The sequence below is a fragment of the Streptomyces fagopyri genome, assembly GCF_009498275.1.
Taxonomy (GTDB): Bacteria; Actinomycetota; Actinomycetes; order Streptomycetales; family Streptomycetaceae; genus Streptomyces; species Streptomyces fagopyri.
In genome coordinates this window covers 4,785,425-4,807,050 of the sequence record NZ_CP045643.1, presented here as the reverse complement: position 1 = coordinate 4,807,050, position 21,626 = coordinate 4,785,425, and the positions used below count along the sequence as shown (strand labels likewise).

Here is a 21,626-nt window from a genome sequence, read left to right as displayed (position 1 = left end):
GTACCTTTTGCTACCGAAAGTCGGATACGGTCCCGACGGCTTCACGCACGGCTCCCGGCCCGGAGCCTGCCCCGGACGGGCTCGCCACAGCTCCGGCGAGCAGATCCCCCGCCGCCTCCCGCCCCACCATCTCCCGCAGCGGACCCTCCACCACGGACAACTCGGCGTACGCGCCGCGCTGCGCCACCCCGCCGCGCGCCAGCACGATCACCTCGTCCACCGCTTCCAGTCCGGCCAGGCGGTGGGTGATCAGCAACGTCGTACGGCCCTCCGTCGCGGCCAGCAGGTCCGCGGTGAGCGCGTCGGCCGTCGGCAGGTCCAGATGCTCCGCGGGCTCGTCCAGGACGAGGACGGGGAAGTCCGCTAGCAGCGCCCGGGCCAGCGCGAGCCGCTGACGCTGACCGCCGGACAGCCGCGCCCCGTGTTCGCCGATCAGCGTGTCGAGTCCGTCGGGCAGATCGTCCGTCCACTCCAGGAGCCGGGCTCGGGCGAGTGCGTCCCGCAGCTCGGCCTCCGTGGCGTCCTTCCTGGCCAGCAGCAGGTTCTCCCGCATGCTGCTGTCGAAGAGGTGCGCGTCCTGGGCGCAGAGTCCGACCAGAGAGCGCACGTCGTCCCCGTCCATGCCGTACGCGTCGGTGCCGTCCAGCGTGTACGTCCCCGCGTCCGCGTCCAGGAAGCGCAGCAGCACCTGTGCCAGCGTGGTCTTGCCGGAGCCGGAAGGGCCCACGACGGCGATCCTGCGGCCCTGTTCGAGGGTCAGGTCGAGGCCTGCGAGCGCGTCACGGTTCTGGCCGGGGTGACGGGCGGCGAGCCCGCGCACCCGTAGCGGGAAGGGCGAAACGGGCGCGGGAGACGGCTGCTCCGGTTCGCGTACGGGATCGGGGGCGTCCAGGATCTCGTACACGCGTCCCGCGCTCTCCCGCACCCGCTGCCGGTGCTGGACGGCGAGCGGCAGCCCCATGACGGCCTCGAACGCGGCCAGCGGGGTGAGCACGAGCACGGCCATCGCCACGCCGCTCAGCCTTCCGCTCGCGACCGCCTGGGCTCCCAGGAGGGCGGTCGCGGTGACCGTCAGGCCGGTCGCCAGTGCGGTGAGCCCGTCGCCGAGCGCGGCAGCGGTGGCGGACCGTGAGGCGATGCGGGTCAGTACGGAGTCGGCCCGCCGGGCCTCGGCGGTACGGGTGGCCAGCGCGCCCGCGACCGTCAGTTCGGCCGTGCCCGTGAGGAGATCGGTGACACGGGTCGCCAGGTCGCCGCGGGCGGGGGCCAGCCGCCGCTGCGCGCGACGCGCGACGGCCCCGGTCACGAACGGCACGCCGACCCCGGCCGCCAGCAGCCCGGCGGCGAGGGCGGCCCCGGCCTCGGGCAGCAGCCAGGCGGTGAAGCCGACGGATGCGGTGGACACCAGGGCCGCCGCGCCGGCGGGCAGCAGCCACCGCAGCCAGTAGTCCTGCAGCGTGTCCACGTCGGCGACGAGCCGCGAGAGCAGGTCGCCGCGCCGGGTCGTGCGCAGCCCCGCCGGCGCGAGACGTTCCAGACGCCGGTAGACGGCGACGCGGGTGTCAGCCAGCATCCGCAGCACCGCGTCGTGCGACACGAGCCGCTCGGCGTAGCGGAAGACGGCACGGCCGATCCCGAAGGCCCGCGTGGCCGTCACCGCCAGCATCAGATACATGACCGGCGGATGCTGGGACGCCCGCGAGATGAGCCATCCCGAGGTGGCCATCAAGCCCACTGCGCTGGCGAGGGCGAGACTGCCGAGCAGGAGCGCGAGTGTGAAGCGGCCGCTGCGGGGACCGGCCATGGCGCGGATCCGGGCCAGGACCTCGCCGCGCCCCCGGGCGCCCACCGGGAACTCCTCCGCGTCGACGGCGGGCACCCCCTCCGGCTCGACCGGCCGGCGTCCCGTCGTGGTCTCGTCGTGCACCGGGCGGGACGCCGTTGCGGATCCCCCGGGTTCCAGTCGCACCACGCGGTCCGCCACTCCGAGCAGCGCGGGCCGGTGCACGACCAGCAGGACCGTCCGTCCGACGGCAAGCCTGCGCACCGCCGCCACGACGTCCGCCTCCGTCGTGCCGTCGAGCGAGGCCGTCGGTTCGTCGAGGAGCAGCACCGGCCGGTCCGCGAGGAACGCCCGGGCCAGGGCCAGGCGTTGGCGTTGCCCGGCGGAGAGGCCGCCGCCGTCCTCGCCGAGCACCGTGCGGACTCCGTCGGGCAGGGCGTCCACGAACTCCAGCGCCCCGGCGTCGGCGAGCGCCCGCCGTACCGCCGTGTCGTCGGCGTCGGGCCGTGCCAGCCGTACGTTCTCCGCGATCGAGCCCGCGAAGAGGTGCGGCCGCTGCGGCACCCAGGCCACCCGTGAGCGCCACTCCGCCACGTCGCTTCCGGCGAGATCGGCTCCCCCGACCCGTACCCGGCCCTCGGTGGGTTCCACGAACCCCAGCAGGACGTTCAGCAGGGTCGACTTGCCCACGCCGCTCGGTCCGACGAGTGCCACCGTCTCACCCCGCGCGACCTCGAAGGAGACGTCGGAGACCGCGGCCCCGGAGCGCCCCGGGTAGCGGACCGTCACCGCGTCGAAGCTGATCCCGCCTTCCGGCACGGGAAGTGCACCACCCGCCGGCAACGGGGTCTCCAGCACCGAGAAGATCTCCTCGGCCGCGGCGACCCCCTCGGCGGCGGCGTGGTACTGCGCCCCCACTTGGCGCATCGGCAGGTAGGCCTCGGGCGCGAGGACGAGGATGACGATCCCCACGTACAGATCCATGTCACCGTGGACGAGCCGCATCCCGATGGTCACGGCGACCAGCGCGACCGAGATCGTGGCGAGCAGTTCCAGGGCGAAGGAGGACAGGAAGGCGATCTGGAGGGTCCGCATGGTCGCCTGGCGGTACTCGCCGGTGATCCGCCGGATCGACTCGGCCTGGGCCTTGGCCCTGCCGAAGACCTTGAGGGTGGGCAGTCCGGCGACCACGTCCAGGAAGTGTCCCGAAAGCCGTGACAGCAGACGCCACTGGCGGTCCATCCGGGACCTCGTGGCCCATCCGATGAGGGCCATGAAGAGAGGGATGAGGGGCAGGGTGACGACAATGATCGCCGCCGACACCCAGTCCTCGGTGACGATCCGCGCGAGGACCGCCACGGGCACCACGATCGCCAGACCCAACTGCGGGAGGTAGCGCGAGAAGTAGTCGTCGAGCGCGTCGACTCCCCTCGTGGCGAGAGCCACCAGCGACCCGGTGCGCTGTCCACCCAGCCACCCGGGGCCGAGTGCGGCAGCCCGCTCCAGCAGCCGTCCCCTCAGTTCGGACTTGACCGCCGCGCTTGCCCGGTGCGCCGCGAGTTCGGTCAGCCATGCGACGAGAGCCCGGCCCACGGCGACCGCGACCAGCAGAAACAGGGGGGTACGAAGCTCCGAGGCCGCATGCCCGTGCTGGAAGGCGCCGACCACGACTTCGGCGATGAGCATCGCCTGGGCGATGACCAGCACCGCTCCGACCGCACCCAGGCCGACGACCGTCAGCAGGAAGACGCGGGTGGCACGGGCGTACCGCAGCAGACGCGGATCGATTGGTTTCACGTGAAACACACCCCTGGCTCATCCGGCGCGTTTCACGTGAAACATGCCGGTACGTCGGATTCAGTGCGCGATATCCGCGGCGATGTGATGGGTGCCGATCCGCTTGCGGAACACCCAGTAGGTCCAGCCCTGGTAGAGCAGGACGATCGGCGTGGCGATCCCGGCGCACCAGGTCATGATCCTCAGGGTGTACGGGCTCGACGAGGCGTTCGTGACCGTCAGGCTCCAGTCCTCGTTGAGCGAGGACGGCATGACGTTCGGGAAGAGCGTCAGGAAGAGCATCGCGACGGCCGCCACGATGGTCAGCCCCGACAGAGCGAACGCCCAGCCCTCACGGCCCGCTCTGGCCGCCACCAGGGCGGCCACCAGGGCGGCCACCGCCACGGCCATCGCGACCAGGGACTTCCCGTCACCGTTGTCCACCTGGGTCCACACCAGGAAGACGAGCGCCAGCACCGCGGTGACCAGACCGACCCGGAGCGAGAGCCCGCGCGCCCGTTCCCGGATGTCCCCCACGGTCTTGAGCCCGACGAACACGGTCCCGTGGAAGGTGAACAGGGTCAGGGTGACGAGACCACCGAGGATCGCGTACGGGTTGAGCAGGTCACCGAGATCACCCACGTACTCGAAGCTCTTGTCGATCTTCACTCCGTGCACGATGTTGCCGAAGGCCACGCCCCACAGGAACGCGGGGATCAGCGAGGTCCAGAAGATCGCCGTCTCCCAGTTCCGCTGCCAGCTCTCCTCGGGCCGCTTCGCGCGGTACTCGAAGGCGACACCGCGCACGATCAGACAGACCAGGATGAGCAGCAGCGGCAGATAGAAGCCGGAGAAGAGCGTGGCGTACCACTCCGGGAAGGCGGCGAAGGTCGCGCCGCCCGCCGAGAGCAGCCACACCTCGTTACCGTCCCAGACAGGGCCGATGGTGTTGATGAGGACGCGCTTCTCGGCACGGTCGCGGGCCAGCAGCCCGGTGAGGATGCCGACCCCGAAGTCGAAGCCCTCCAGGAAGAAATAGCCGGTCCAGAGGACCGCGATGAGGACGAACCAGACGTCGTGAAGTTCCATGACTCAGCAGCTCCCTGGGCCTAGTAGGAGAAGGCCATCGGCTTGTCGGCGTCATGGGAGTCGCCGCCGATCCTGGTGGGCGGGTTGAGGTCGGCTTCGGTGAGCTCGGGCGGCCCCTGCCGGACGTACTTGAGCATCAGCTTCACCTCGATGACGGCGAGGACCGCGTAGATGAGGGTGAACACGATCAGGGAGGTCAGCACCTCACCCTGGGAGACGCCCGGCGAGACCGCGTCCCGGGTCCTCAGCAGGCCGTAGACCACCCAGGGCTGGCGCCCCGTCTCGGTGAAGATCCAGCCCCAGGAGATACCGATGAGCGGGAAGATCAGCGTCCACTGGGACAGCCGCCACCACCAGGTGCCCAGCCTCGGTGTCAGCTCCGTGTTCTTGGTGAGCATGAGCTTCGGCACCTCCTCGTCGCCGGTGCGGTGTTCCGGCGCCAGCCAGACCTTCCGCCGGGTCAGCCAGAGGCCGGCCGTACACAGGGCCATCGATACCCCGCCGAAGCCGATCATCCAGCGGTACGCCCAGTAGGCGGTGGGGATGTTGGGGCGGTAGTCGCCGGGACCGAACTTCTCCTGCTCGGCCTTGTTGATGTCGTTGATGCCGGGGATCTTGGCGTTGAGGTCGTTCTTCGCGAGGAAGGAGAGGACCCCTGGTATCTCGATGGCGACCGTGTTGTGGCCCTCGGCGACATCGCCGTACGCGAAGAGCGAGAAGGGCGCGGGCTGCTGGGAGTCCCAGAGCGCCTCGGCGGCGGACATCTTCATCGGCTGCTGCTCGTACATCACCTTGCCGAGGGTGTCGGCGCTGACGACGGTGAGGAGCGTGCCGACGAGGGCGGTGACCAGACCGAGCCGCAGTGACATCCGCATGGTGCGGATGTGCCGCTTCTTGCGGAGGTGGAAGACGGCGATGCCGGTCATGAAGGCGCCGCCGACCAGGATGGAGGCGCTCATCACGTGCCAGAAGTTGACGAGCGCCGTCTCCTGGAAGAGCACCTTGGGAAAGTCCGTGAGCTCGGCCCTCATCGAACCGTCGGCCTTCTTCACGAGCCGGTAGCCGACCGGATGCTGCATGAAGGAGTTGGCGGCCATGATGAAGTACGCCGACAGGACGGTGCCTATGGAGACCATCCAGATGCAGGCGAGGTGGATCTTCTTGGGCAGCTTGTCCCAGCCGAAGATCCACAGCCCGATGAAGGTGGACTCGAAGAAGAAGGCGATCAGTGCCTCGAACGCGAGCGGGGCACCGAAGACGTCACCGACGAAGCGCGAGTAGTCGGACCAGTTCATGCCGAACTGGAACTCCTGCACGATGCCGGTGACGACACCCATGGCGATGTTGATCAGGAACAGCTTGCCCCAGAACTTGGTCGCCCTGAGGTAGTGCTCCTTGCCCGTCCGCACCCAGGCGGTCTCCAGGATCGCCGTGAGAGCGGCGAGCGAGATCGTCAGAGGGACGAAGAGGAAGTGGTAGACGGTGGTGATGCCGAACTGCCATCGCGCCAGGGTCTCCGGCGCCAAAGCCAAATCCACGACGTCAGTCTCCTTACGCCGCCTGCTGAAGCGGCAGTTTGCCCCTTTTTTTCATACGCATCACGGGGCAACCGGGACACGCTTGTGAACGCGTTCACATTCACAAGCAATTATGACGCATAGCTGTTCGAGGCAGGACAGGCGGGGGGTCCCTAAAACAGGAACGACCGGCTCCCCACGGACAGGGGGCCGGTCAGGACCTTGATCGGGACGGACTAGTGCTTCTTGTGGAAGCCCTCGGTCACCTTCAGGAAGATGTCGTTCGCCTCCGTCTCGCCGATCGTCACGCGCACCCCTTCACCCGCGAAGGGCCGAACGACGACTCCGGCCTGCTCACAGACGGCCGCGAAGTCGAGGGTGCGCTCCCCCAGCCTGAGCCAGACGAAGTTGGCCTGGGTCTCGGGCACCGTCCAGCCCTGCTCCCGGAGCGTCTCGACCACCCGGGCGCGCTCGCACACCAGCGAGCCGACCCGGCCGAGCAGCTCGTCCTCGGCACGCAGCGAGGCGACCGCCGCGTCCTGGGCGAGCTGGCTCACACCGAAGGGCACGGCCGTCTTGCGCAGCGCCGCCGCCACCGGCTCATGGGCGATCGCGAAGCCGACCCGGAGGCCCGCCAGCCCGTACGCCTTGGAGAAGGTACGCAGCACACAGACGTTGGGCCGGTCACGGTAGATCGCCACACCGTCCGGCACCTCGACGTCACGGATGAACTCGCGGTAGGCCTCGTCCAGGACCACCAGCACATCACTGGGCACCCGGTCGAGGAACCGCTCCAGCTCGGCCCGGCGCACCACGGTGCCGGTCGGGTTGTTCGGGTTGCAGACGAAGATCAGCCGGGTCCTGTCGGTGATCGCGTCGGCCATGGCGTCCAGGTCGTGGACCTCGTCCGGCCTGAGCGGCACACGCACCGAGGTGGCTCCGCTGACCTGGGTGATGATCGGGTACGCCTCGAAGGACCGCCAGGCGTAGATGACCTCGTCCCCGGGACCGCTGGTGGCCTGCAGCAGTTGCTGGGCGACCCCGACCGATCCGGTGCCGGTGGCCAGGTGCGCGAGCGGCACCGCGAAGCGTTCCGACAACTCGTTCATCAAGCCCGTGCACGCCATGTCGGGGTAGCGGTTGAACGAGGTCGCCGCCGCGGTCACGCTCTCGATGACGCCGGGCAGTGGCGGATAGGGGTTCTCGTTCGAGGACAGCTTGTACGCCACCGCGCCGGCCGCGGCGGGCTTGCCGGGCTTGTAGGTGGGGATACCCTCCAGCTCGGCACGCAGCTTGGGGCTCGTCTCGCTCACCGCAGTCCTCCTCGCGACCACCGCTGGTTCATGATCACCAACGGCTACCAATACTTCTCACCTTATGAGGATTCGGCGCCGCTGCGAATGGGCTGTGGACATCCTCGTAGACCTCACACGGCCGACGGCGGACACGTACACCCCGGAGATCATCTCCGTATGCCCCGATGACCGCTCGGAGATGCCCCGATGTGAGCACCACACGGTTTGCGATGAGCGTCACACACACCCGGTGGTCATCTTCGTACGAAGGCGTACGAATGGGGGGGCGCACCATCCAGAACCGCATGCGCCGGTGGCTCACTCCGTAGCGCGCATCACCCGTGCAGGTGAGTTGAGACCTCTTCGAAACATGGCCCACTTGGCAGGCCCATGCGCGCCGACAAGTCACGTACTGCCATTGTATCGTTTAACTTCCTTTGTTTCCAAGGCACTTGGGCTGTTTTGATCATGCAGAAACGTGCCTGTCAACGCGTGCATATGCGTCCGCACTACCCCACCGCATGAGCCCTACTATCGGCTCGCCATGACAGCAGCAGGGAAGCACCAGGTGAGCCGGGCGGAGACCACCCGCCGAGGCGGTCGACCGGGCCGGGCGGGTATCAGAGACGTGGCCGCGGCCGCGGGGGTCTCCATCACAACCGTGTCCGATGCCCTCAACGGCAAGGGCCGGCTCCCGGACGCCACCCGACGCCACGTCCGCGAAGTCGCCGACCGACTGGGATATCGCCCGTCGGCCGCGGCCCGAACCCTCCGTACCGGAAAGTCAGGGCTCATCGGCCTGACCGTGACGACGTACGGGGATGAACCTTTCACCTTCACGGAGTTCGCGTACTTCGCGGAGATGGCCAGAGCCGCCACCTCGGCCGCACTCGCCCGGGGCTACGCCCTGGTCATCCTCCCGGCGACGTCGCGCCACGACGTGTGGTCGAACGTCGCCCTGGACGGAACCGTGGTCATCGACCCCTCCGACCAGGACCCGGTCGTCAGTGAGCTGGTCCGCCAGGGCTTACCGGTCGTCTCCGACGGCCGCCCGGCGGGCACGCTCCCGGTCACCGCATGGGTGGACAACGACCACGAGGCCGCGGTCCTCGGCATCCTCGACCACCTCGCGGACGCCGGCGCCCGCCGGATCGGCCTCCTGACCGGCACCTCCACGGACACCTACACCCACCTCTCCACCACCGCCTACCTGCGCTGGTGCGAGCGGGTCGGACAGGATCCGGTGTACGAGGCCTACCCCGCCCACGATCCGTGCGCGGGGGCCGTCGCGGCGGACCGCTTACTGGCCCGGCCCGACCGGCCCGACGCCGTCTACGGCCTCTTCGACCCGAACGGCACCGACCTGCTGGCCGCGGCCCGGCGCTACGGCCTGCGGGTACCCGAGGACCTGCTGCTGGTCTGCTGCAGCGAGTCCACCGTCTACGCCAGCACCGAACCCCCCATCACCACGCTCTCGCTCAAACCGCGCCGGATCGGCACCGCCGTGGTCCAGCTCCTCATCGACGCCATCGAAGGGGTCGACTCCGACCAGCCGGTCGAGCAGGTGATACCGACGGAACTGATCGTGCGGACGTCCTCCGAGCGGCGATCGCCCCGCACGACGGTCAGCCCGCCCCGGTCGCCCGAACAGGGATGAGTCCGGCGCCGGCGCGAGAAGTCGAGCCCGGCGTCGGCGCGCGGGGGTAACCCGGCGCGCGCCGGGGTTGACGTCCGGTGCGCGCGCCACGGGGGCCTCCACCTGGGAAAGCCCTGCCCAATTCGGGCGAAAACCGTGGCGAACAGGGCTCCTGCTCCGATTCACCACCCCTGGGTCATCACATGGCGCGATCCGCATTCCTATGATGGGCCCACGACACCGCGGGCAGCTGCGACCAGGCAGTCCGATCCGGTGCAGATGCGGCGCGATGGTGGTGGAGGGGTCGATGACTCAGGGGGCCGGTCAGGGACCCGAGGTGCTGCGGACGGAGACGTTGCGCGACTTTCGGGTACCCGCGTACGTCCACGAAACCGGTCCGTACGTGCCGAGCACGTCTCCGGGCGAGCCTTTCGGCGTGGTCGAGGAACTCGCCGAGGAGCCCGACGGCTACACGCCGACACAGCGCGACCTGCCCGTCATCAACCGGGGTGACACGGTTCAGGTAGCCGTCGACCCCGAGACCGGGCCGGCTCCGCAGCCGGCCGAGGGCCCGGGGCCGCTCTACGTCGTCGGCGATGTCCACGGCTACCTCGACCAGCTGATCGCCGCGCTCCAGGAGCAGGACCTCCTCGACGCCGCGGGCAACTGGTCCGCCGGGACCGCCCGCCTCTGGTTCCTCGGCGACTTCACCGACCGCGGCCCGGACGGCATCGGTGTGATCGACCTCGTGATGCGGCTCTCCGCCGAGGCGGCCGCGGTCGGCGGCTACTGCAAGGCGCTGATGGGCAACCACGAGCTGCTGCTGCTCGGCGCCAGACGGTTCGGCGACACGCCGGTGAACTCCGGCGCGGGCACGGCCACCTTCCAGGCCGCCTGGCTCCTCAACGGCGGCCAGAAGACCGACATGGACCGTCTCCAGGACCACCACCTGCAGTGGATGGCCCGCCTCGACGCCATGGAGGAGGTCGACGGCCACCTCCTGATGCACTCCGACACCACCGCCTATCTCGACTACGGCGACTCCATCGAAGCGGTCAACGACACCATCCGCGAGACCCTCACCCGCAACGACGCCGACGAGTGCTGGGATCTCTTCCGGAAGCTGACCAGGCGCTTCGCCTTCCGCGACGACGGGGGCACCGAGGCCGTGCTCTCCCTGCTGGACACCTACGGCGGCACCCGCGTCGTCCACGGGCACAGCCCCATTCCGTACCTGCTGGGCGAGGTCGGCTCGGAGGAGGGCGAGGACAACCCGAGCCCCGTGGTCGAGGAACCCCATCTTTACGCCGACGGACTGGCCATCGCGATGGACGGTGGCGTGACCATGGCCGGAAAGCTGCTGGTCCGACAGCTGCCCCTGGGTAACTGAGCCCTCACCGGGCAGGCGTCCGCCACGAAGGACCACGCCGGCCAGGGGGCAAATTCTTGAAACCCCCTGTCACGGCGTGCCGTCACCGCTCTACCATCGGCTTATCCGTAGCAGGCTCCCCTCCGTTTCTGCCCAACGGCTCGTCAGCGTGCGAGCCATCAGCCCTACGGAGCATCGGGGGATGCAGATGAACAGCGTTCCGCAGCACCTGCTGAGTGAGGACCGCCAGGAATACGAGCGGATCCTCGATGAGGCGCTGCGCTCCGCCCCGTACCACCCGGAACTCGCCGCTGTCGGCCGGCGGCTCAACCCCGAGCAACTGCGCACCATGGCGCTCAACGCCACCGCGCTCATCACGGCGGCCGCGACGACCGAGTACGCGCACTACGTGAAGGTCCGCGAGGAACTGCGCCACCCGGCGCCGTCCACCCCGGCCGTCAGCGAGAAGATCGGTTCCGCCGAACCGGGCGCCGCCGCGGTGGGGCTCGCCACCACCATGGGAGAGGTCACCGAGACCGCCGGCGCCGGCGCCATCGCGGTCATCGCGGTGCTCGCTCCCGTTCTCGCCGGAACAGCGGCAGTGATCTTCCTGCTCGTCGGCTACCTGCTGAAGGTGCTCGACCCGGAACAGACGTTCGCCCAGACCCTCCTGACCACCGGGTGGGTCTTCGGCGCGGTCACGGCGGCCGCGATATTGGTCGCCGCGGTCGGCCTGCTGCTGACCGCACTGCGCAACGGCTCGTCCTCGCTCCAGGCAGGAGCGCGCGGCGAGCTCGACGAGGAGGTCGACCGGGCCAGGGAAGCCTGGCGGGAGGCTCTGCTGGAGCGCGGCATCATGCCGTTCCTCCGGCACGCCCTCGCCGATCCTGGCGCGGTAGCACTGGACCGTCCGTCACCGGCGCCCACCACCGGCCGCATGCCGCATCTCGGTTACAACCGGCCGGGGTTCAGCAGCCCCGACGGCGGGCCCGCGGCCGGTCCCCGGCCGAGCTTCTCCAGCCCGGATTTCTCGAGCCCGGACTTCGGGGGGCCCGAGCACCAGCCGGAGTAACCCCCTGCGGTCCGACACAGGCAGTGGCAGGAGGAACCGGGCCCGCGCCACCCGAGCGCGGGCCCCGATCGGTGTTCGGCGTGCCCGCGTACGGGCCACCGGTCCGGCAGATCAGCTCAGATCAGATCAGATCAGATCAACCGGATCAGAGGATGCCCTGCCGCCGGGCCGCCGTGATCCAGGCGGGGAACTCGGAGAGCAGCCGGTCGTACAACTCCGGGTCCGGGAGGCCGCCGATGTCGTCCACGGAGAAGAAGCCGACGTTGTCGACGCGTCGGCCCGGCAGGGTGTCGAACCGCTCCAGGACGCCGTAGTTGGACCGGCCCAGGCCCACGAACTGCCAGAAGATCGGCTCCTCCACCGCTTCCCGGAGTTCGCGCTCGATCTCGTTGTTGCGATAGACCCCGCCGTCGGAGAAGAACAGCACCAGGGTGGGATCGGCGGCCGGATGCTCCCTGACATACGTACGCACCTCGGCGATCGCCTTCTGCTCCTCGTTCTGGATGCCGACCGTCCGCATGTCCACCTGCCCCGGCAGCAGCCCCTTGCGCGGCTTCCTGCTCCGCCGGAACAGGCTCAGCTCACCGACCCGGACATGGAGCTTGAGCCACTCGGGCAGCTCCCCGAGGGTCAGATCCGGCAGCCGGGCCGCCTGGGACGCGAACGTCCACGCCTGCATCGCGCCGTCGTCGTCCAACTGCGCTGCCACGGCGGCCATCCGCTCCACCACATCGGCCACGACGCCCTTCGCGTACAGGAAGGACATCGAGCCGGAGGCGTCCAGGATCAGCACCACACGCGCCGTGACGCCCTCCGCGCCGTGCTTCCGCAGGCTGACCGCCACCTGCTCCTTGCGCAGGGATAGTCGCTTGCGCATGTCCACGGGCAGCCGCTCCTCGCCCCTGCTCGGACGCGACGCGGCGGCTGGGGGAGTCAGGGGTGCCGGAGAAGCCGGCGGAGTCGGCGGAGTCGGGGGCGGGGGAGGAATCCGCCGTGCGGGCGGCGGGGGAGCATGAGAGGTCGGAGGCGCCACAGGGGCCTGTACGGCGGTGGGCGGGGGCGGGGCCGCGGGCGGCACCACCGCCGCCGGGGTGGGGAGAGCGGGCTCCTCGTCCACGCTGATGCCGAAGTCGGTGGCGAGCCCCGCGAGTCCGGACGCATACCCCTGTCCGATCGCCCGGAACTTCCACTGCCCGGCGCGCCGGTACAGCTCGCCGCCGAGGAACGCCGTCTCCGTCGTGGCCTCCATCTCGAAGCGTGCGAACTCCCGCTGCGTCCCGGCGTCGAGCAGCCGCAGGGTCAGCCCGGACAGCTGACCGAAGGTGCCGCCGTCCGCCGAGGCGCCCAGCACGACCCGCTCGATCTCCGGTTCCAGCGAGCGCAGCTCCACCTCGACCGAGTCCGTCGTGACACCGGCGTCCCGCCGCTTCCCCAGGTGGCGTACGGCACCGGAGGCGTGCCGAGGCTGGTTGTAGAACACGAAATCCCCGTCGTCCCGCACCCGCCCGTCCGCACCGAGCAACAGGGCCGAGGCGTCCGCGTCCGGCGCGCCGGCCCCTCCCGTCCAGCCGAGCACGGCCCGTACGGACCCCACGGCCACCGGCAGGTTGGCGCCCTTGCTCATGGATGTCGATGTCATGGGCCCAGTCTGCCGAGAGAACCCCGTTCCGGCGCCGTTCGATACGCGGTCGTGCGCATCGAAGGGCGCCGGTCAGAGCGGGTCGGTTCCTCAGTCGGCGAGCGGCAGATAGACCCGGTTGCCCGCGGCCGCGAACTCCTCGGACTTCCGCGCCATGCCCTCCTCGATCTCGGCCTTCGTGCTTCCGTGTTCACGGCGGATGTCCTGCGAGATCTTCATGCTGCAGAACTTCGGGCCGCACATGGAGCAGAAGTGCGCCGTCTTGGCGGGCTCGGCCGGCAGCGTCTCGTCATGGAACTCGCGTGCCGTGTCGGGGTCGAGGGCCAGGTTGAACTGGTCCTCCCAGCGGAATTCGAAGCGGGCGTCGGACAGCGCGTCGTCCCAGTCCTGCGCGCCCGGGTGTCCCTTGGCGAGGTCGGCCGCGTGGGCGGCGATCTTGTAGGTGATGACGCCGGTCTTGACGTCGTCCCGGTCGGGCAGACCCAGGTGCTCCTTGGGCGTGACGTAGCAGAGCATCGCCGTGCCCCACCAGGCGATCATCGCGGCACCGATGCCGGAGGTGATGTGGTCGTACGCCGGGGCGACGTCCGTCGTCAGCGGGCCGAGCGTATAGAACGGGGCTTCATCGCAGATCTCCTGCTGAAGGTCGATGTTCTCCTTGATCTTGTGCATCGGGACGTGTCCCGGGCCCTCGATCATCGTCTGTACGTGAAAACGCTTCGCGATCGTGTTGAGTTCCCCGAGCGTCCTCAACTCGGCGAACTGGGCCGCGTCGTTGGCGTCCGCGATCGAGCCGGGCCGCAGCCCGTCGCCGAGCGAGTACGTGACGTCGTACGCGGCGAGGATCTCGCAGAGTTCCTCGAAGTTCTCGTAGAGGAACGACTCCCTGTGGTGTGCCAGGCACCAGGCCGCCATGATCGAGCCGCCGCGCGAGACGATGCCGGTCTTGCGGATCGCGGTGAGCGGTACGTACGACAGCCGGACGCCCGCGTGGACCGTCATGTAGTCCACACCCTGCTCGGCCTGTTCGATGACCGTGTCCTTGTAGATCTCCCAGGTCAGCTCCTCGGCGCGGCCGTCGACCTTCTCCAGCGCCTGGTAGAGGGGCACCGTGCCGATGGGGACGGGGGAGTTGCGCAGGACCCATTCCCGCGTGGTGTGGATGTTGCGGCCGGTGGACAGGTCCATGACCGTGTCGGCGCCCCATCGGGTCGCCCAGGTCATCTTCTCGACCTCCTCCTCGATGGAGGAGGTGACCGCGGAGTTGCCGATGTTCGCGTTGACCTTCACCAGGAACCTCTTACCGATGATCATCGGCTCGATCTCCGGGTGGTTGACGTTCGCGGGCAGCACCGCCCGGCCCGCGGCGATCTCCTCGCGGACGACCTCGGGACCGACGTTCTCGCGGACCGCCACGAACTCCATCTCGGGTGTGATCTCGCCTCGGCGCGCGTATCCGAGCTGGGTGACCGCCTCTCCGGGACGGCCCCGGCGCGGCTGGCGCGGCCGACCCGGGAAGACCGCGTCGAGGTTGCGGAGGCCGCCGCGCGGCGAGGTGTGCTTGATCCCGTCGTCCTCGGGGCGGACCGGACGGCCCGCGTACTCCTCGGTGTCGCCCCGGGCGACGATCCAGTGCTCGCGCAGCGGAGCGAGTCCCCTGCGCACATCCGTGTCCACGGCCGGATCGGTGTACGGGCCGGAGGTGTCGTACAGCGTGACGGACTGCCCGTTGGTGAGGTGCACCTGACGGACCGGCACCCGCAGGTCGGGGCGCGAACCCCCGACGTATGCCTTGTGCCACCCGATGGACTGCCCGGCCCCCCGGGGCTGTTCGCCCTCCGACCCGACAGACGGCCCGTCCGTCGGGTCGGAGGCAGGCGTGCGTACGTCCTTGTTGGTCATGAGACCTACTCCCTACGCCGGCATTACCCGGTAACAGGTTCAGCGGTCGACGCAGCGGCTTCCATCTGCCGATGTTTCATGTGAAACATCGCAGAGACGGAGGTCAGCGCCCTCTCAGCCCGGTGCTCCGAGCTCCCGCGTGTGCAAAGGTGCTTCCACGCTAGCGTCATGTCTGGCGCGGTGAACAGAGGGCCCTCGCCGTTCTTGCGATGATCGGTCGGTGACCACGATGCAGCAGCCCCCGTTCCCGCCGTCCGAGCCGCGGCGCGGTTCCGGCCCCGGCGACGGCCATGGACATGGCTCCGGAAACGGCTACGGGCACGGGCCGGGCGGTGGCAACGGACCGGGTCGCGGACACGGACCTGACGGCGGGCACAGACCTGACGGCCCCGACGAGTCAGGGGAGGGGCACGGGCACGGGCCGGACGCCCCTGCTGGTCCGGGGCACTCGCACAGCCACAGTCATGGGCCCGCCGCGCCCGTCTCCAAGCATCTGCGCAAGGTCATCGCGGCCGTGCTGATTCCCTTCGCCGCGGCGGTCGTCGTGGGTCTCGTGGTGCTCTGGCCCGGGGGCGCGCCGTCGCACGAACGCACCGGTGTCGGCTTCGACCGGCAGAGCCAGCAGGCCACGGTCACGAAGATCGTCCAGGTGGACTGCAAGTCGGTGAACGCCTCGGGGGGAACCCCGGCCGGCGACACCTCCACGGCCGGGGGTTCCGCCGCCCAGCGGCAGGCGACCGGCGCGTGCAAGAAGGCGACGGTCCGGGTGGACACCGGCAAGGACAAGGGCCGTACGTTCACGGAGATCGTCCAGCCCGACCAGTCACGGCAGTTGCACCAGGGCGAGAAGGTCGTGGTCGCGTACGAGCCCTCGGCACCCAAGGATCTTCAGTACTCGGTCACCGACGTGAACCGGAAGTTCCCGATGGCGCTGCTCGCCGGGATCTTCGCACTGGCCGTCGTGGTGGTGGGCCGGCTGCGTGGCCTCATGGCGCTGATCGCGCTGGCCGTCAGTTTCCTCATCCTGACGCTGTTCATCCTGCCCGCCATCCTGGAGGGGGCGAACCCGCTGGTCGTGGCGGTGGTCGGGGCGAGCGCCATCATGCTGATCGCGCTCTACATGTGTCACGGCCTGTCGGCCCGTACGTCGGTGGCCGTGCTCGGCACCCTGCTCTCGCTGGTGTTGATCGGCGTGCTCGGCTCGGGGTTCATCGGCTGGGCGGCACTGACCGGCAACACCGACGACAACACCGGTCTGATCCACGGTCTGTACCCGTCCATCGACATGAGCGGTCTGCTCCTCGCGGGGGTGATCATCGGGTCGCTCGGCGTGCTCGACGATGTGACGGTGACGCAGACCTCGGCGGTCTGGGAACTGCACGAGGCCAATCCCACCATGGGCTGGCGCGGCCTGTACCGCGCGGGCATCCGGATCGGCCGCGACCACATCGCGTCGGTCGTGAACACGCTCGTCCTGGCGTACGCGGGAGCCGCGCTGCCGCTGCTGCTGCTCTTCTCGATCGCCCAGAGCAGCGTGGGCGCGGTCGCCAACAGTGAACTGGTCGCCGAGGAGATCGTGCGCACCCTGGTCGGGTCGATCGGTCTGGTCGCCTCGGTGCCGGTCACCACAGCGCTGGCGGCCCTGGTGGTCTCGGCGGACCGTCCCGGGTCTCCGGTCGTCCCCATCGCGGCCACAGGGCCCGTGGCGCCCGTACGGGAGCCCGCGGGAGGCCGGGGGACGGTCCGGGGCGGCTCGGGACGCCGCCGCAAGCACTGAAGCCGCCGCGCGCCCGCTCCGGGCGTGCGGAAGCGTTCCTCCACCGTGTGCTGAAGCGTTCCTCCACCGAAGCGCGGGAACGCTTCAGCCCGCGCTCTGCTCCTCCGCCAGGATGCGGTCCAGTGCCTCGTCGAGATGGGCGTCGAAATCCGCGAGGGAGCGCTCCTGCCCCAGCGGTACGAGCTTGTCGGTGCGGTCGAGGAAGGCCACCAGCGGCGCCGCGCCGGACCGGAACAGCGCGTGGTCGCCGCCCACCTGAAGCCGGATCAGTACCTCGCCGAACGCGTCCGGATCGGCGGGCGCGATGTGCACATCGCCGTCGCCGCACGGCCGGCCCACGCCGTCGATCAGCAACTCCCGCCCGAAAGCCCAGGTCACGGGCGCGTCGCCGGGCAAATGGAAGGTCAGCCGCACGGCGTAGGGATCACAGGTCTCGTAGCGCAGCTCCACCGGGATGCGGAAGGACAGCTCCTCCGACACGAGGAAGCTCATCATGACCTCTGCCTGTACCGACTCGCGCATCGCCTACCCCGTCGTTTGCCGTCGACTGGCCAGGAATCGTCCCCCTGACACTGCTGAAATCTTGCTCAACGTACACAAGAGATCACAAGGAGTGAGTTTTCAGATGCTGATAGAGATCGCGAGTGACCCCAGTAGTCTGCCGATCTCACCTTGCAATTGTCGTGCCGCCGGTAGCAGTCGATCAGCCTGGTGAACAGGGAGAGAAATGGCCATTGTCGCGGCGGTTGTTCCCGCGGTGATGGGCAGTGCGGCGCACACCGTTCCCAGCGCGTACTCCTGCCGCTCGGTGACGGGTTCCATCCGCCCGGTCCGCTCCAGACGCCGCAGCAGGCCGGCGTTGTCGCGCACCGTGTAGGGAGTGAGCGACCGCACGGGATAGCGGTCCAGATGATCCCGGCGCGCGCTCTCGTCGAGTTGGGACAGCAGACACTTGCCGATCGCGTGGGCGTGCCCGGTCTCCCTGAAGTCGGCCCACTCCTCCACCGCCGGGTTCCCTGGGGTGTCCGCGACGGACATGACCTCGATCTCGCCGTCACGGTAGACCGCGTAGTACACGGGAGCACCGATCGAGTCGCGCCACCGGGCGAGCGCGTCGCTCACCGTGCTGCGACGTTTCTGCTGGGCTCCGCTGCTGCTCAACCGCTCGGCGGCCTCACCGAGGAAGAACAAGCCCTTCTCCCGGCACAGATAGCCCTCGTGCACCAGGGTGCGCAGCAGGTGGTAGGCCGTGGGCAACGCGAGCCCGGCCTCCCGGGCGAGCTGTTTCGCGGGGGCTCCGTGCTCGCGCGCGGCAACAGCCTCCAGGAGGCGCATCGCGCGTTGCACGGAGCCGATCAGGGTCGTGGGGTGCGGCTCCGGGGGCGCGGACTCCAGCCGGCCGGTGCGCGCGGCCGGCAAGGAGGCACGGATCTCCGCGGGGGAGGAACGCGGCTGGGCCGGCGGGACGTAGGACGCGGCGGAGGCACTGGACCGCTGGATGGGTGCAGTGAGTGATTCTGTGGGTGCGGTGTCAACCGTGGCCAAGGGGCACTCCCGAAGCGCGAGGGGGACCGCCCGTGCGGGGGGACACGGGAGGGGGCTGTGCGCTGCCCGCGGGGAGTCGGCCCCGCGTCGAATTCCGGACTTTAACCGCCTGCCACCGCTCGCAGACGGCCCTGCCGGAAAACTTCCCTCGCGCGAGGGAACCTGGGGTTCCCTTTGCCCATCCGCCCGTTACCCGCGACTCACCCGGTGGTGCGTCACCAGCCGCCGCGGGAGGACGAACTCGACGTGAACTTGCGCACCAGGTAGATCAGTCCGCCGACCAGCGCGACGAAGACCAACGCCTTGAAGAGCAGGCTGATCACCACGGTGAGCACACTGACTATCACCGTGCCGAACACGACCAGAGCGATGACCGGCACCGCGATCCACTTCACCCACCACGGCATACCGTTGAAGATCTCTCGCATTGCCCTTGTCCTTGCCTCTCTTCGCCCGTCGCCCCAAGTCCGGGACTGCGATTCCGGGTTCTCCGACTGTCTGCGTCCGATGCTAGGGCCCAGAAGGGTGCCGGCGGGCCTCTCGCACCCCTTGTCCTCCCCTGACCGTTCCCCTAGGGAACCCTGAGACCGGGGTCAGCTCTCCGGCGGAGAGAACATCACCAGGACTCGCAGGTCCTCGGTGATGTGGTGGAACTTGTGCGCGACGCCCGCGGGGACGTAGACGATGCTGCCGCGCGCCACCTGCGTGGTCTCCAGGCCGACCGTGATCGCGGCCCGGCCGCTCGCCACGAAGTACACCTCGTCCTGCTGGTGGGGCTGCTGGGAGTCGCGCTCACCGGCGTCGAGGGCGTACAGGCCGACCGACATGTTCCGCTCCCACAGGAACTGCAGATAGGCGCCGTCGTTGGCGGCGCGCTCCGCCTCCAGTTCGTCCAGCCGGAATGCCTTCATCGCCCTCGTCCGCTCCTGTGCTCCGCGGGCTGTCCACAGCCCTGCTCACCAGTCGATCTCTTCTGCCACGATCAGACACATGAAGAATTTCGTAGTCAAGACGATCGCCAACGCCGGGGCCCTGGCCGTCGCCGTATGGGTACTCGACAAGATCACCCTGACGGGCGACAGCACCGGCAAGAAGGTCGGCACGCTGTTGCTCGTCGCGCTGGTCTTCGGACTCGTGAACTTCCTGGTCAAGCCGGTGGTGAAGATATTGACCTTCCCGCTGTTCATTCTCACCCTCGGCCTGATCACCCTCGTGGTCAACGCCCTGATGCTGCTGCTGACCTCGTGGCTGGCCGACAAGCTGGACCTGAGTTTCCACGTCCAGGGCTTCTGGACCGCCGTGGTGGGCGGCCTGATCATCTCGGTGGTGTCCTGGGCGCTGAACGTGGTCCTTCCTGACGGCGACGACGACTGAGAGAGCCCGATGTCCTATCGCGTCTGCTTCGTCTGCACCGGCAACATCTGCCGCTCCCCCATGGCCGAGTCCGTCTTCCGTGCTCGCGTGGAGGAGGCCGGACTCGACGGCGTGGTCGAGGTCGACAGCGCGGGCACGGGCGGCTGGCACGAGGGCGACGGTGCGGACTCCCGCACCGTCGCCGTGCTGGAGGCGGGCGGCTACGGGAGCGGCCACACGGCCCGCCGATTCCGTGCCGCGTGGTTCTCCCGACTCGACCTCGTCATCGCCCTCGACTCCGGCCACCTGCGGGACCTGCGCCGTCTCGCGCCCACCCCCGAGGACGCGGACAAGGTCCGCCTGCTGCGGTCGTACGACCCCGCGGTGGGCGACGATCCGGACGTCCCCGATCCGTATTACGGACGTCTGAACGATTTCGAGGCGTGTCTTGAGATGGTGGAGGCGGCGAGCCACGGACTGCTCGCCGCTGTTCAGCGGGAACTGGAGGGACGGGCGGCATGACGTCAGGGGATTTCGTCACAGGAAGCGGCGACGGCACACGAGCGGTACGGGCGGGGCTGCCCGAACCCGTCAAACACGAGCCGACCCTGCCGGGGCCGGTCTTCGCCGCGCACTTCCATCTGCCGGGCGATCCGACCGGCCCGTACACCTACGGCCGGGACGAGAACCCGACCTGGACGCTCCTGGAGCGTGCCATCGGCGAACTGGAGGGGCCCGGGCAGGAGGGCGTGACCACGCTCGCCTTCCCCTCCGGGATGGCCGCCATCTCGGCGGTGCTCTTCTCGCAGCTGCGGGCCGGCGACGTGGTCGTCCTGCCCGACGACGGCTACCAGGTGCTGCCGCTGGTGCGCGAGCAGCTCACCTCGTACGGCATCGAGGTACGGACCGCGCCGACCGCAGGTGACGCGCAGCTCGACGTCCTCGACGGCGCCAAGCTGCTGTGGATCGAGACCCCGTCGAACCCGGGGCTCGACGTGTGCGACGTCCGGCGGCTCGTCGGGGCGGCCCACGCCCAGGGGACCCTCGTCGCCGTCGACAACACCCTGGCCACCCCGCTCGGGCAGCGCCCGCTGGAGCTGGGAGCCGACTTCTCGGTGGCCAGCGGGACGAAGATGCTCACCGGGCACGGCGACATCCTCCTCGGATACGTCAGCGCGCTCGACGCCGGTCTGATGGCGCCCGTGCGGCGCTGGCGGAAGATCGTCGGGGCGATCCCCGGCCCCATGGAGGCATGGCTGGCCCACCGCTCGCTGGCCACGCTCCAGTTGCGCGCCGACCGGCAGAACGCCAACGCCATGGTCATCGCCGAGGCGCTGCGGGGCCGGCCCGAGGTGACGGGACTGCGCTACCCGGGCCTGCCCGAGGACCCCTCGCACAAGATCGCGTCGCAGCAGATGCGTCGCTTCGGGTGCGTGGTCTCCTTCACCCTGTCCACCCGCGCGCGTGCCGACCGGTTCCTCGACGCGCTGCGTCTGGTGGACGACGCGACGAGTTTCGGAGGGGTGCGGTCCACCGCCGAGCGGCGCGGCCGATGGGGCGGCGACGCGGTGCCGGAGGGCTTCATCCGCCTCTCGGCCGGCGCCGAGGACCCGGAGGACCTGGTGGCGGACGTACTCCGCGCACTCGACGAGTCCGCGGACTGACGTCTTGCTGAGCGGCCGGTGAGTAGGCTGCGTCCTGCGCCCGACCGTTCGTTCGACACCTGGCCTCGTACGACGGACGGTCCGAGCCTCCCCCCTCGTGGCTCGGACCGCCCCGGTTCTTTGCGCGAAGAACCGCGCGCACAAGGCTAGTTGACTCTGTGTCAGTGTCCAATCACAGTAGCGACAGAGACCTATCGACTTATTTATAG

17 protein-coding genes are annotated in these 21,626 nt (G+C 69.5%); 7 read left to right on the top strand and 10 right to left on the bottom strand.

What is annotated here, in order from left to right:
* Window positions 1-10 precede the first annotated feature (10 nt).
* The 4 genes from cydD to hisC form a co-directional block, all read right to left on the bottom strand.
* Complete coding sequence (gene cydD, locus GFH48_RS20650) at window positions 11-3,580, bottom strand: thiol reductant ABC exporter subunit CydD (RefSeq protein ID WP_153289672.1); 3,570 nt, start codon at window positions 3,578-3,580, stop codon at window positions 11-13.
* Between the two features lie 60 nt (window positions 3,581-3,640).
* Complete coding sequence (gene cydB, locus GFH48_RS20645; protein ID WP_153289671.1) at window positions 3,641-4,648, bottom strand: cytochrome d ubiquinol oxidase subunit II; 1,008 nt, start codon at window positions 4,646-4,648, stop codon at window positions 3,641-3,643.
* Between the two features lie 20 nt (window positions 4,649-4,668).
* Window positions 4,669-6,186: a cytochrome ubiquinol oxidase subunit I gene (locus GFH48_RS20640; RefSeq protein WP_153289670.1), complete on the bottom strand. Its 1,518-nt coding sequence runs from the start codon at window positions 6,184-6,186 to the stop codon at window positions 4,669-4,671.
* Between the two features lie 215 nt (window positions 6,187-6,401).
* The gene (hisC, locus tag GFH48_RS20635; RefSeq protein WP_153289669.1) at window positions 6,402-7,478 is read right to left on the bottom strand and encodes a histidinol-phosphate transaminase; all 1,077 of its coding nucleotides are present in this window, start codon (window positions 7,476-7,478) and stop codon (window positions 6,402-6,404) included.
* A 526-nt stretch (window positions 7,479-8,004) separates the two neighbouring features.
* Between hisC and GFH48_RS20630 the strand changes: the two genes are divergently transcribed.
* The 3 genes from GFH48_RS20630 (at window position 8,005) to GFH48_RS20620 (ending at window position 11,537) form a co-directional block, all read left to right on the top strand.
* On the top strand, window positions 8,005-9,117 hold the full coding sequence (locus tag GFH48_RS20630; RefSeq protein WP_153289668.1) for a LacI family DNA-binding transcriptional regulator: 1,113 nt from the start codon (window positions 8,005-8,007) through the stop codon (window positions 9,115-9,117).
* Window positions 9,118-9,403: 286 nt separating this feature from the next.
* Entirely contained in the window at window positions 9,404-10,486 is a 1,083-nt protein-coding gene (locus GFH48_RS20625) for a metallophosphoesterase (RefSeq protein ID WP_153289667.1), read from the top strand.
* A 181-nt stretch (window positions 10,487-10,667) separates the two neighbouring features.
* Window positions 10,668-11,537, top strand: coding sequence for a hypothetical protein (locus tag GFH48_RS20620; protein ID WP_153289666.1), 870 nt, complete (start codon window positions 10,668-10,670; stop codon window positions 11,535-11,537).
* Window positions 11,538-11,682: 145 nt separating this feature from the next.
* On the opposite strand, the gene GFH48_RS20615 is transcribed toward GFH48_RS20620, so the two are convergent.
* The gene (locus tag GFH48_RS20615) at window positions 11,683-13,176 is read right to left on the bottom strand and encodes a VWA domain-containing protein (protein ID WP_153289665.1); all 1,494 of its coding nucleotides are present in this window, start codon (window positions 13,174-13,176) and stop codon (window positions 11,683-11,685) included.
* A 90-nt stretch (window positions 13,177-13,266) separates the two neighbouring features.
* Window positions 13,267-15,078, bottom strand: a complete 1,812-nt coding sequence (thiC, locus tag GFH48_RS20610) for a phosphomethylpyrimidine synthase ThiC (protein WP_153289664.1) — start codon at window positions 15,076-15,078, stop codon at window positions 13,267-13,269.
* Between the two features lie 220 nt (window positions 15,079-15,298).
* Here thiC and GFH48_RS20605 point away from each other — a divergent pair, with 220 nt between their 5' ends.
* Complete coding sequence (locus tag GFH48_RS20605) at window positions 15,299-16,855, top strand: YibE/F family protein (protein ID WP_228120759.1); 1,557 nt, start codon at window positions 15,299-15,301, stop codon at window positions 16,853-16,855.
* Between the two features lie 84 nt (window positions 16,856-16,939).
* Here the strand turns inward: GFH48_RS20605 and GFH48_RS20600 are convergent, their stop codons facing one another.
* The 4 genes from GFH48_RS20600 to GFH48_RS20585 all read right to left on the bottom strand — a co-directional run bounded on the left by GFH48_RS20600 (window position 16,940) and on the right by GFH48_RS20585 (window position 19,311).
* The gene (locus GFH48_RS20600; protein ID WP_153289663.1) at window positions 16,940-17,377 is read right to left on the bottom strand and encodes an SsgA family sporulation/cell division regulator; all 438 of its coding nucleotides are present in this window, start codon (window positions 17,375-17,377) and stop codon (window positions 16,940-16,942) included.
* A 99-nt stretch (window positions 17,378-17,476) separates the two neighbouring features.
* A complete protein-coding gene (locus GFH48_RS20595; protein ID WP_265590195.1) occupies window positions 17,477-18,274 on the bottom strand; it encodes an IclR family transcriptional regulator in 798 nt (265 codons plus the stop codon).
* A gap of 341 nt (window positions 18,275-18,615) precedes the next feature.
* Window positions 18,616-18,828, bottom strand: a complete 213-nt coding sequence (locus GFH48_RS20590; protein WP_153289662.1) for a DUF5326 family protein — start codon at window positions 18,826-18,828, stop codon at window positions 18,616-18,618.
* Between the two features lie 165 nt (window positions 18,829-18,993).
* Window positions 18,994-19,311: a cupin domain-containing protein gene (locus GFH48_RS20585; RefSeq protein WP_153289661.1), complete on the bottom strand. Its 318-nt coding sequence runs from the start codon at window positions 19,309-19,311 to the stop codon at window positions 18,994-18,996.
* Window positions 19,312-19,390: 79 nt separating this feature from the next.
* Here GFH48_RS20585 and GFH48_RS20580 point away from each other — a divergent pair, with 79 nt between their 5' ends.
* Genes GFH48_RS20580 through GFH48_RS20570 form a run of 3 tightly spaced genes read left to right on the top strand, consistent with a single transcriptional unit; the run spans window position 19,391 to window position 21,417 of the window.
* Window positions 19,391-19,774 (top strand): phage holin family protein, encoded by a 384-nt coding sequence (locus GFH48_RS20580; protein WP_153289660.1) that lies wholly within the window; start codon window positions 19,391-19,393, stop codon window positions 19,772-19,774.
* A gap of 9 nt (window positions 19,775-19,783) precedes the next feature.
* Window positions 19,784-20,275, top strand: coding sequence for a low molecular weight protein-tyrosine-phosphatase (locus GFH48_RS20575; protein ID WP_153289659.1), 492 nt, complete (start codon window positions 19,784-19,786; stop codon window positions 20,273-20,275).
* Window positions 20,272-21,417 (top strand): cystathionine gamma-lyase, encoded by a 1,146-nt coding sequence (locus tag GFH48_RS20570; protein WP_153289658.1) that lies wholly within the window; start codon window positions 20,272-20,274, stop codon window positions 21,415-21,417. Before GFH48_RS20575 ends, GFH48_RS20570 begins: the two co-directional genes overlap by 4 nt.
* Window positions 21,418-21,626 lie beyond the last annotated feature (209 nt).